Raw genomic sequence first — 11,512 nt, 5'->3', positions numbered from 1 at the left:
CTACGGGAGCGGTTGCGGGGCGCCGGGAGCGGCCGGAGCGCCGCCCGTGCCCTACCCCGGAACCGCCCGGAACAGCAGCACCGAACGGCCCGGGAGGGTGAGCTCGCTGCCCGCCGCGTGCCGCTCGGCCGGGGCGTCCGGGGGCGGTTGCCCGTCGCGGGAGGTGTCGATGAGGACTTCGTACTCGGCGGCCCAGGGCTGCCCGGGAAGGGTGACCGTACGGGGCCGGTGGTCGGCGTGGAGGAAGACGAGGAAGCTGTCGTCGACGATGCGGACGCCCTGGCCGTCGCGTTGGGGGATGTCGTTGCCGGAGAGGTACATGCCCAGGGTGGCCCCGGGGGCGTACCAGTCCTGCTCGGTCATCTCGGTGCCCGTCGCCGTGAACCACGCCAGGTCGCGCAGGCCGCCCTGGCCCTGCGGACGGCCGGAGAAGAAGGCGCGGCGGCGGAGCACCGGATGGGAGCGGCGCAGGGCGATCAGACGGGCGGCGAGATCGGCCAGGCCGCACCACCGCGGGTCCTCCAGGAGCGACCAGTCGAGCCAGCTGACCGGGGAGTCCTGGCAGTAGGCGTTGTTGTTGCCGTGCTGGGTGCGGCCCATCTCGTCGCCCGCGACCAGCATCGGGACGCCGGTGGACAGCAGCAGGGTGGTGAGGAGGTTGCGGAGCTGCCGGCCGCGCAGGGCCACGATGCCGGGGTCGTCGCTCTCGCCCTCCGCACCGCAGTTCCAGGCGCGGTTGTCGTTGGTGCCGTCGCGATTTCCCTCGCCGTTGTCGGCGTTGCGCTTGTGCTCGTAGGTGACCAGGTCGCGGAGGGTGAAGCCGTCGTGGGCGGTGATGAAGTTGACCGAGGCGTACGGGCGGCGGCCGCCCCAGGCGTACAGGTCGCTGGACCCCGAGAGGCGGTAGCCCAGGTCGCGGACGTCGGGCTGGGCGCCGCGCCAGAAGTCGCGGACGGTGTCGCGGTAGTGGTCGTTCCACTCCGTCCACAACGGCGGGAAGGCGCCGACCTGATAGCCGCCGGACCCGACGTCCCACGGCTCGGCGATCAGCTTGACCCGGCGCAGCACCGGGTCCTGGGCGATGACGGCGAGGAACGGGGAGAGCATGTCGACGTCGTGCATGGAGCGCGCCAGCGCGGCGGCGAGGTCGAAACGGAAGCCGTCCACGCCCATCTCGGTCACCCAGTAGCGCAGCGAGTCGGTGATCAGACGCAGCACCTGGGGCTGTACGACGTGCAGGGTGTTGCCGCATCCGGTGTAGTCGGCGTAGCGGCGCGGGTCGTCCTGGAGGCGGTAGTAGCCGCGGTTGTCGATGCCGCGGAGGGAGAGGGTGGGGCCCAGTTCGCCGGCTTCCGCGGTGTGGTTGTAGACGACGTCCAGGATGACTTCGATGCCGGCGTCGTGCAGGGCCCGCACCATCCGTTTGAACTCGCCGACCTGCTGGCCGCGGGTGCCGGTCGCGGCGTACCCGGCGTGTGGTGCGAAGTAGCCGATGGAGTTGTAGCCCCAGTAGTTGCGCAGCCCCCTGCGCACCAGGTGGTCCTCGTGCGCGAACTGATGGACCGGCAGCAGTTCGACGGCGGTGACGCCGAGCCGGACGAGGTGCTCGATCGCCGCGGGGTGGGCCAGGCCCGCGTAGGTGCCCCGCAGGTGCTCCGGGATGCCGGGGTGGCGCATGGTGAAGCCGCGCACATGCAGTTCGTAGAGGACGGAATCCGGCCAGGGAGTCTTGGGCCGGCGGTCGTCCCGCCACTCGTCGCCCGTGTCGTCCCCCGGGTCCCCGCCGACCACCACGCCCTTGGGGACGTACGGCGCGGAGTCCTGCTCGTCGCGCACCGTGTCCGCTATCTGCTGGTGCGGCCAGTCGCGGACATGGCCGTAGAGCGGGGCGGGCAGGGCCGGCGGGGTGTCCGGGCCGGCCGTGGCCCCGAAGTCGCCGTCGACGGCCCGGGCGTAGGGGTCGAGGAGCAGTTTCGCCGGATTCCAGCGGGCGCCGGTCCACGGGTCCCAGCGGCCGTGCACGCGGTAGCCGTAGCGCTGCCCCGGATGGACGCCGGGCAGGAAGCCGTGCCAGATCTCGTGGGTCAGCTCGGTCAGGGGGTGGCGGGTCTCGTGCTCCTCGTCGTCGAAAAGACAGATCTCCACGCCTTCGGCGCCACCCGCCCAGAGGGCGAAGTTGGTGCCCGCGACGCCGTCGGGCCCGGTGCGGTAACGGGCTCCGAGGGGTGTCGGACTGCCGGGGCGGACGGTGGAGGGCGGGGTGAGGGCGGGGCCCGGTTCTCCGTGCGCCGGGGTGGCGGACCGCTGTCGCGTCCCGCTCCGTCCGCCCGGCCCGGCCTGCCCGCCCCGCCCCTCCGATCCGTCGGGTCCCTCCTGTACTGCCTCCTGCTCGGGTGCGCTCGACACGTGCCGGCCTCCTGCGGCTCATGGCTCGGTCGGGCGGCGGCCCTGCCCGGCGTCCCAGCCGTGCCTGTTTCCCCGCCCTCGGTGTTGTTCTTCCCGCAACCGGGCGTTGCCTCACGCTTTCCGCCCGTCCGGGCCCGGTCGATCTGAACGGGACATACCGATTCATGGCGTACCCGTCCACTCACCCATCATCAGTCACAATTCGGTATATGACCGTCCATGAGAAGCGTCGACCGAAGGTCCGAGGGAACTGCCGCGTGCGGGGCCCGGCGGAGGGCATGGCCGACGGGCGGGCGCGGAAGCGGCGGCGGGCCGCCCGCGCCGGCCGCGCCGCCGTGGTGCTGGTCGCCGCGCTCGCGGCGGTGGCGACGGCCGGCTGCGGGGGGTCGGACGCGCTGATCGGCGGCAAGCCACGCTCCCCGGCGCAGACGATCCGGGTCACGCCGGGCAACGGCACCCAGGGCGTACGGCCCGACGGGCGGTTCGAGGTCCGGGTGCCCGACGGGCGGCTGGAGCGGGTCGAGGTCCGGCGGACCGGGGACGCCGGCGCGGCAGTCGTCGGCGGCCGCCTCTCGACGGACGGCCTGAGCTGGCGGCCGCTGCCGGGCCCGCTCGAACTCGGGTCGAAGTACACCGTCGACGCGGTGGCCCTGGACGGCTCGGGCCGCCGCTCCGCCCGCCACACCACCTTCACCACGTATGTGCCACCGCACCGCTTCATCGGCTTCTACACACCGGAGAACAACACCACGGTCGGCACCGGCATCATCGTCTCGCTGGACTTCAACCGGGGGATCGTCGACCGCGCCGCCGTCGAGCGCGCCGTCACGGTCAAGGCCGAGCCGGCGGTGGAGATCGCCCCGCACTGGTTCGGCCGCCGGCGGCTGGACTTCCGGCCCCGCGCGCGCTGGAGGCCGGGCACCGTGGTCACGGTGGATCTGCGGCTGCGCGATGTGAAGGCCGGGCCGGGCGCCTACGGCACGCAGCGCAAGACCATCCGCTTCCGGATCGGCCGGGACCAGATCAGCACCGTCGACGTCGCCAAGCACCGCATGACGGTGCGCCGGTCCGGGCGGGTGCTGGCGAACCTGCCGATCACCGCGGGCAACGCGCAGAACCCGACGTACAACGGGAAGATGGTGATCCTGGAGCGCCATGCGGTGACGCGGATGGACGGGGACACCGTCGGCTTCGGCGCCGAGTACGACATTCCGGACGTCCCGCACGCCATGCGGCTCACCCGGTCGGGGACCTTCCTGCACGGCAACTACTGGGCGCGGCCCCAGGTCTTCGGCGGCATCAACACCAGTCACGGCTGCGTGGGGCTGAAGGACATCAAGGGTGGCGGTCCCCACACCCCGGCCGGCTGGCTCTTCGCCCACTCGCGGGTCGGTGACACCGTGGAGGTGCGCAACTCACGGGATCGCACCGTCGCTCCGAGCAACGGCCTCGGTGGCTGGAACATGCCTTGGGAGAAGTGGAAGCGGGGAAGCGCGCTCGGCTGAACCCGGCCACGGGCCCTCGCGATACGGCTGATTCCAGGAGGAATGCCTCCGTCGCCGACCGCCGGTGCGACGCCTTCGCGCCACCCCGCACACTTGGGACGAAACGGTGACATGCGTGAGCAGTTCACTGTCACCGCGGTGTGGTTATCTAACGGCAAGCGCGCGGCTGTTCGCATCCGCGCGCGGGGGACGTGCGGGCCGTGCGAGGGGAAAAGGGGCCAGTCGTGGATGTGCAGCCGAATTCGGGGGTGCCGGCGCGCCGGCGGCGGCGACACAGGGGCGGAGGTCCGCTCGCGTTGCTGCTCGGGGGCCTGCTGTTCGCGGTCACCGCGTGCGGGGGTGACGACGCCGACAGCGGTGGGCCGGCCGGGAAGGCGGGCTCCGACAAGGCCGCCTCGCAGGCGGCCGTGACGATAGCGCCCAAGGACGGCGCGGACGACGTCGCCACCAGCGGTGCGCTGAAGGTGACGGCCCAGAAGGGCAAGCTGAAGTCCGTCAAGGTCAAGGACGCCAAGGGCAACGAGGTCGGCGGGAAGATATCCGGCAGCGGCGCCCTGTGGCAGCCGAGCGGCCATCTCGGCGCCTCGACCAAGTACACCGTCGACGCGATAGCGGTGGACGGCCAGGGCCGTGAGTCCGCCGAGCACTCCACCTTCACCACCCTCGTTCCCAAGAACACCTTCATCGGCCAGTACACCCCCGAGAACGGTCAGCAGGTCGGCGTGGGGATGCCGGTCTCGATCCGCTTCACCCGCGGGATCACCGACCCCCGGACCGTCGAGGACGCCATCAAGGTGACGGCGAAGCCGTCGGTCCCGGTCGAGGGCCACTGGTTCGGCAACGACCGCCTCGACTTCCGGCCCGAGAAGTACTGGGCGGCCGGCACCAAGGTCACCCTCAGGCTCAACCTCGACGGCGTCGAGGGCCGCCCCGGGGTCTACGGCACCCAGGCGAAGGAGATCTCCTTCACCGTCGGCCGCAGCCAGGTCAGCACCGTCGACGCCGCGGCGAAGAAGATGACCGTCGTCCGGGACGGCAAGACCGTCAAGACCATCCCGATCACCGCCGGCGCACCCGGCACCGAGACCTACAACGGCCAGATGGTGATCAGCGAGAAGCACCCGGTGACGCGCATGAACGGCGACACCGTCGGTTTCGGCGGCGAGTACGACATCAAGGACGTGCCGCACGCCATGCGGCTGAGCAACTCCGGCACCTTCATCCACGGCAACTACTGGTCGGGCAAGCCGACCTTCGGCAGCCGCAACGCCAGCCACGGCTGCGTCGGCCTGTTCGACCTGCGCGGCGGCGGGGACAACTCCACCCCCGCGGCCTGGTTCTTCGGCAACTCCCTCATCGGGGACGTGGTGATCGTCAAGAACTCGCACGACGAGACGATCCAGCCGGACAACGGCTTCAGCGACTGGAACCTCTCCTGGGAGCAGTGGAAGGCCGACCAGTAGGACGGCGGAGCGGACCGCGGGAGCGCGGTGGGCCCGGGCGCGCTGTGACCAAGTGCACCGGGCCCACCGTCGTTAACGCGTACTAACCTTTCGGCATGACTGTGAATCTCGAGGTCGCCGAGGGCGTGGGCATCATCCGCCTGGACCGCCCGCCGATGAACGCACTGGACATCGCCACCCAGGACCGGCTGCGCGAGCTGGCCGAGGAGGCCACCCGTCGCGACGATGTGCGCGCCGTGGTCATCTGGGGCGGCGAGAAGGTGTTCGCGGCCGGCGCGGACATCAAGGAAATGCAGGCCATGGACCACCCGGCCATGATCGTGCGGTCCAAGGCGCTGCAGGACTCCTTCACCGCCGTGGCCCGGATCCCCAAGCCGGTGGTCGCCGCGGTCACCGGCTACGCGCTGGGCGGCGGATGCGAGTTGGCGCTCTGCGCCGACTTCCGGATCGCCGCCGACAACGCCAAGCTCGGCCAGCCCGAGATCCTGCTCGGGCTGATCCCGGGCGCCGGCGGCACCCAGCGGCTGGCCCGGCTGGTGGGCCCGTCCAAGGCCAAGGACCTGATCTTCACCGGCCGGCAGGTCAAGGCCGACGAGGCCCTCGCCCTCGGTCTGGTCGACCGTGTCGTGCCCGCCGCCGAGGTCTACGAGCAGGCGCACGCCTGGGCGTCGCGGCTGGCGGCGGGCCCCGCGCTGGCGCTGCGCGCCGCGAAGGAGTCGATCGACGCGGGTCTGGAGACCGACATCGACAACGGGCTGACGATCGAACGCAACTGGTTCGCCGGGCTGTTCGCGACCGAGGACCGGGAGACCGGTATGCGCAGCTTCGTCGAGGAAGGTCCGGGCAAGGCCAAGTTCCGCTGAAACAGCTGGTGTTGACGGTGCGGATGAGGTTTGACCGTGAGTCCATGCCTCGTGTGGGGGAATCACGGACAATTTCTTCGCGGCCCGCCAGGACCCTCGCGGCCACCCCGCGTGATCATTCGCACGCGAGAGGTCATCGCAGGTCAGCCGGGCTGTGACGATGCCCTGTCTGCCGTTGGCATATGTCCCGCCAAGGGGGCGGAGCCGGAGATTCCGGGCAACGGATTCCGTCGGTTCCGCCCCCGGTGCGTCCGCGCAGCAGCCATGATGGGGGCATGGCGGGCCTCGAAGGAATGGAGCAGCCGCGGCCGCGGAGCGGCACGGCCGCCGCGTGCTGGGAACTCCCCGACGCGGGCGCGGACATGGCGTCCGCCCCCGGCGGCCCGGTGTCGGTGGCGCTCGATCTGGTCGGCGATCCGACCGTCGACGAGGTCAGACTTCCCTCGCGCCCCGAATCCGCCGGTACCGCCCGCCGGTTGACCGCCTCCGTGCTGCAGCGGCAGTGGGCGCTCTCGCCCCAGCTCACCGAGCACGCCGTGCTGTTGGTCTCGGAGCTGGTGGGCAACGCCGTGCGCCACACCGGCGCCCGCACCTTCGGGCTGCGCATGCTGCGCCGTCGCGGCTGGATCCGCATCGAGGTGCGCGACCCCTCGCGTGGTCTGCCGTGTCTGATGCCCGTTCAGGAGATGGACACCAGCGGCCGCGGCCTCTTCCTCGTCGACAAGCTCTCCGACCGCTGGGGCGTGGATCTGCTGCCGCGCGGCAAGACGACGTGGTTCGAGATGCGGGTGACCGACCGCTGAGGCGAGCGCCCGCGGCGGAGTCCGGCGGGCCGCTGTCGCGAAAGGGGGACCGGGGCCTCCCGCGGGGTGCGCGGACGAGGCCCCGGTCGGCCGATACCCGGCGGGCGGAAGGGGTGTGCCCGTGGGATCGGGAACGTCCCGGATCACCGGGGGCGTCGTGCTCGATCATGGCAGGCCGGAAGCCGAGCCACCAAAGCGGCATCGACGTACATAGCGGGATGAAACGCATAAAAGGCCGGTCGATCGTAGGTGAGCTGTGCCACCGGCCTCCATCTCTGTGGCCACGTCCGCGATTTCGGCGGTGGTTCGTGCGTGATGGTGCGGGCGGGGGGAGGGACGTGCGCGAACGGCGCAGGCGCGGCCGGTCGGCCCCCGGCGGCCCGGAGACGGTCCGTAGGATGGGACGCTCACGCTCGCGCCAGGCACCGAGGAGGGGACATGCGGCAAGTGCGCCGGTCGGCCACGCCGATCCTGCTGCTGCTCCTCGCGGTCACCTTCGGGCCCCTGTTGTGCCGGATCGGCGGTGACCAGGCGTGGCTCGCAGGCCGCGCCGCGACGGCCGCCGCTGCCCCTGCGGTAGGTGCTGCCGCGGTAGGTGCTGCCGCCCCCGCGGCGGAGGCCCAACGACCGGCGACCGGAAGGGACGTGACCGCAGGCCCGCGCGGCGGGGCGTCCCGGGGCGCTCCCCTCGCGGTGGCCGACACCGCGAAGAAGTGCTCCGGCCGGCACGCACCCGCGCCCGACGAGTCCGTCCCGCTGCCCGCACCGCACCGCGGGGAGCCGCTCGCGCCCACGACCGCGGGCCCGGCGCCGCTCGCCGCCGACGCGCCCGCGCAGTACGCCCTCGCCCGGCCCCCGACCGACGGGGCGCCCACCGCCGATCCTCACGCGCTCCAGCCCGTCCTGCGGATATAGGCCGCTGCCCCGACGCACCGGCCCGTATGTCCACTCCGCACGACTGGAGCTTTCGCATGCCCACGTCCGCTTCTCCCACCCGCAAACTGGCCGCCCTCGGCGCGGTCATCGCCCTCGTCGTGGCGGTCGTCGCCCTCGGCATCGCCGTCGGCAAGGCCGTCGAGGGCAGCCGTGACACCGGCGGTACCGGCGAGCCGCAGGCCGCCGCCACCTCCGCCGAGGTGGACTCCGCCCAGCAGAAGATGTTCGACGACCTCGCCGCACGGACCACCCGGCGCGAGGACGGCGACCCGCTCGCCCTCGGTACGAAGGACGCTCCGGTGGTCCTCGTCGAATACGCCGACTACCAGTGCTCGTTCTGCGGGCGCTTCACCCGCGAGACCCAGCCCAAACTCGTCAAGAAGTACGTCGACGCCGGCACCCTGCGCATCGAGTTCCGCAACTTCCCGCTCTACGGCGCGGACTCCGAGCGGGCCGCCCGCGCCTCCTGGGCCGCCGGCCGGCAGGGCAGGTTCTGGCAGATGCACGACGAGCTGTACGCCGAGACCCGCAAGGGCGACGCGCTCGCCGAGGACAAGCTCGTCGACCTGGCTCGTGCCGGCGGGGTGCGGGACATCGAGAAGTTCCGCACCGACCTGCGCAGCCCGGCCGCCGAACGTGCCCTGAAGAAGGACCAGGAGGAGGGCTACCGGCTGGGCGTCCAGTCCACCCCCTCCTTCCTCGTCAACGGCCGGCCGGTCGCCGGGGCCCAGCCCACCGAGGTCTTCGCGCAGGCCGTCCGGGACGCCGCGGCGACCGCGAAGAAGCGGGCGGCGGGGGCCGAGAAGTGACCGACATCGGCTTTCTCGCGGCCTTCCTGGGCGGTGCGCTCGCGCTGCTCAGCCCGTGCAGCGCGCTGCTGTTGCCGGCGTTCTTCGCGTACTCCCTGGCGCACCCCGGCAGGCTGCTGGCCCGTACCGGCGTGTTCTACCTGGGGCTCGCCACCACCCTGGTGCCGCTGGGGGCGGCCAGCACGGCGGCCGGGCGGCTGTTCAACGGCCATCGCGGTCTGCTGATCGCCGTGGGCGGCTGCCTGGTCATCGCGCTGGGCGTCGCGCAGATACTCGGGCTGGGCTTCGCCTCGAAGCGCGCCCAGGCCGCCGCCGCGAAGATCACCCCCAGGTCGGCCGTCTCCACCTTCCTCCTCGGCTGCGTCTACGGCCTGGCGGGCTTCTGCGCGGGCCCGATCCTGGGCGCGGTCCTGACGGTGACGGCGGTCAGCGGCTCGCCCCTGTACGGGGCGTCGATGCTCGCCGTGTACGCCCTCGGGATGGCGCTGCCCCTCTTCCTGCTCGCGCTGTTGTGGGACCGCTTCGACCTCGGGAGCCGCGGCTGGCTGCGCGGCCGCGCCCTCACCCTCGGACGGCTGCGGCTGCACACCACGTCGGTGCTCTCCGGCCTTTTCTTCATCGGGGTCGGCGTGCTGTTCCTGCTCTTCAACGGGACCGGCGCGCTGCCCGGAATCCTGGACGCGGACGCCGAGTTCCGTGTCGAGGAGTGGGTGGCCCGGGTCGGGAACGGCGTGCCGGACTTCGTGCTGGTCGCGGTCGTCGCGCTGGTTGTCGCCGGGGTGCTGGGGCGTATCGCGCTGCGGCCGGCGAAGAAGCCGCAGGACTGAGCAGGGCACCACGGGGCCGTTTCGTGGGCCCCTGCCGGGGCCGGCCCGGCGTCCCGCCGCGCGCGGGCTGCCGGGCCGGCCGGCGCCAGGTGCCTACAGCCATACGTTGTCGTTGACCGAGCCCAGGCCCGTGCCGGACAGTCGTCGGTGCAGCGCAAGCGCCTGGTCCTCGGTGAGCGAGGCGACATGGTCCGCGGCCGCCCGCAGCCGGTCGCCGTGCAGGGCCAGTTCCTCGGTGCGGTCCGGCGGCAGGAGTTCGGGAGCGTCGTAGCTCCAGCGCAGCAGCTCGCTCACCACCCGGCGCTTGCCGTGCTGCTGGGTGGCGAGTGCCGGGCGGTCGATGACGTAGCACCACACCAGCTCCTTGAGCAGATCGCAGGCGGCCCGCCGCTCCGCCGGGATGACCAGCCGCGCGCCGTACCGGATCGCGGCCGTGCCGCTCACCTCCAGCTCGATCTGCCGGGTGAAGTACGAGATCAGATCGGCGGTGCGGCGGTTGACCGCGACCGCGTCCTCGTGGCTGCCGGTGTACGGCGCGTGCACCGCGAGCCGTTTGCCGATGTCCGACATCAGCAGCATCGCCGCGTCCCGGTCGAAGGGCGCCCCGGCCCGCTTCCGCTTGGCCTGCACATAGTCCAGGAAGCGGCGGATCTCCCGCTCGGTGTCGCCGCCCGCGGCGCCGTCCGGCGGGAACAGCGCGGCCAGGGGGATCAGGCCGGTGCGGTAGAAGTCCTCCACGTCGTGGCAGGCGTAGGTGACGTCGTCCGCCCAGTCCATGACCTGTTCCTCGACGGGCACGGCGGTGTCGGTGCGGTCGCCGCGCACCCAGGCGAACGCCTCCCGGTCGGCGACGTACACCCCCCACTTCACATGCCGCGCCGGGTCCTGGTCGACGGGGGCCCGCTCCCACGGGTACTTCGTGGAGGCGTCCAGGCAGGCACGGGTGAGGTGCAGCCCGCGGTGTCCGGGGTATTTGTGGGCGGCGAGGAAGGTCAGTACGCGCAGGGTCTGAGCATTGCCCTCGAAGCTGTCCAGTACGCCGGTGGCGAAGTGCAGCTCGTCCATCGTGGCGCGCAGGGCCATCTCACCCGCGTGCCCGAAGGGCGGGTGGCCGATGTCGTGGGCCATGCAGGCCGCCTCGACCAGGGCGGGGTTGGGGCCGCCGTACTTGCGCTCCAGCCGCTCCGCCATCCGGCGCCCGAGCTGGGCCACCTTCATGGAGTGCGTCAGGCGTGTGTGGTACGCGCCCAGCTCGGCGCTCGCCACCACCTGGCTCTTGCCGGCCAGCGCCCGCCACTGGGTGGAGTACAGGATCCGGTCGACGTCGTGCGCGAAACCGGACCGCTGCCCGTCGTCGGGCACCCGGCGCCGCAGGGAGTGCTGCTCTAGATCCTCGTCGCTGTATGTGGCAGGTCGCATGCGCGGATGTTACGTCCTGCCGGGGTGCCGGCGGAGTGCGCAGGCGAAGGTCTCCCGGGATGCGGACACACCGCCGCCCGGGGCGCCCGCGCTACGCGCTCAGCCGGCGGCGGCGGTGGGACAGCGAATGCGGGCGGGCTCCGGCATGCGGGTGGGGATGGTGGGCGTCGGCCCGGCGGCGGCGGTCGTTGCAGAGCAGGCACTTGCCGTACTCCGGCGGCAGCGGGTCCTCCGGGTCGCCGTGGAGGGGGTCGACGGCGCCGTGCGGATGCAGGGCGCAGCCGGTCGGCCCGGTCTCGGCGCCCAGTGAGCCGGCCGCGACCAGCGCCTGCCGGAGCACGTCGACCAGCTGGTCGGCGTCGCGCCGGGTCGGTGCGGCCTGCAGGGCCGAGGCGATGTCGGCGGCGGTGGTCAGCGCGGTCCGGAGTTCGCGTAGCGGTGCGTCACCCATGCCCCGGAGCGTAGGCGGCCCCACTGACAG

10 protein-coding genes are annotated in these 11,512 nt (G+C 72.4%); 7 read left to right on the top strand and 3 right to left on the bottom strand.

The genetic code is table 11. The features are described from left to right. Nucleotides 1–51: 51 nt before the first annotated feature. The gene (gene glgX, locus QOM21_RS11810) at nt 52–2,406 is read right to left on the bottom strand and encodes a glycogen debranching protein GlgX (RefSeq protein ID WP_407549875.1); all 2,355 of its coding nucleotides are present in this window, start codon (nt 2,404–2,406) and stop codon (nt 52–54) included. 209 nt (nt 2,407–2,615) lie between these two features. On the opposite strand from glgX, the gene QOM21_RS11805 reads away from it, so the two are divergent. The 7 genes from QOM21_RS11805 (at nt 2,616) to QOM21_RS11775 (ending at nt 9,612) form a co-directional block, all read left to right on the top strand. Beyond that, entirely contained in the window at nt 2,616–3,911 is a 1,296-nt protein-coding gene (locus tag QOM21_RS11805; protein WP_407549874.1) for an Ig-like domain-containing protein, read from the top strand. A gap of 224 nt (nt 3,912–4,135) precedes the next feature. After that, entirely contained in the window at nt 4,136–5,374 is a 1,239-nt protein-coding gene (locus QOM21_RS11800; protein ID WP_407549873.1) for an Ig-like domain-containing protein, read from the top strand. 95 nt (nt 5,375–5,469) lie between these two features. Beyond that, nucleotides 5,470–6,237: an enoyl-CoA hydratase/isomerase family protein gene (locus QOM21_RS11795; protein WP_407549872.1), complete on the top strand. Its 768-nt coding sequence runs from the start codon at nt 5,470–5,472 to the stop codon at nt 6,235–6,237. 275 nt (nt 6,238–6,512) lie between these two features. Beyond that, nucleotides 6,513–7,040, top strand: coding sequence for an ATP-binding protein (locus QOM21_RS11790; protein WP_407549871.1), 528 nt, complete (start codon nt 6,513–6,515; stop codon nt 7,038–7,040). 438 nt (nt 7,041–7,478) lie between these two features. Next, on the top strand, nt 7,479–7,955 hold the full coding sequence (locus tag QOM21_RS11785; protein ID WP_407549870.1) for a hypothetical protein: 477 nt from the start codon (nt 7,479–7,481) through the stop codon (nt 7,953–7,955). A 56-nt stretch (nt 7,956–8,011) separates the two neighbouring features. Continuing rightward, nucleotides 8,012–8,785 carry a DsbA family protein gene (locus QOM21_RS11780; RefSeq protein ID WP_407549869.1) on the top strand — a complete coding sequence of 258 codons (774 nt, stop codon included), beginning with the start codon at nt 8,012–8,014 and terminating at the stop codon, nt 8,783–8,785. Next, nucleotides 8,782–9,612 (top strand): cytochrome c biogenesis CcdA family protein, encoded by an 831-nt coding sequence (locus QOM21_RS11775; protein ID WP_407549868.1) that lies wholly within the window; start codon nt 8,782–8,784, stop codon nt 9,610–9,612. Before QOM21_RS11780 ends, QOM21_RS11775 begins: the two co-directional genes overlap by 4 nt. A 93-nt stretch (nt 9,613–9,705) precedes the next feature. Here the strand turns inward: QOM21_RS11775 and dgt are convergent, their stop codons facing one another. Next, a complete protein-coding gene (dgt, locus tag QOM21_RS11770; RefSeq protein WP_407549867.1) occupies nt 9,706–11,031 on the bottom strand; it encodes a dGTP triphosphohydrolase in 1,326 nt (441 codons plus the stop codon). Nucleotides 11,032–11,122: 91 nt separating this feature from the next. After that, nucleotides 11,123–11,482 (bottom strand): hypothetical protein, encoded by a 360-nt coding sequence (locus QOM21_RS11765; RefSeq protein ID WP_407549866.1) that lies wholly within the window; start codon nt 11,480–11,482, stop codon nt 11,123–11,125. Nucleotides 11,483–11,512: the final 30 nt, after the last annotated feature.

Source organism: Streptomyces sp. Pv4-95, from assembly GCF_045782725.1.
Classification (GTDB): Bacteria; Actinomycetota; Actinomycetes; order Streptomycetales; family Streptomycetaceae; genus Streptomyces.
This window is presented reverse-complemented; position numbering and strand designations above follow the sequence as displayed.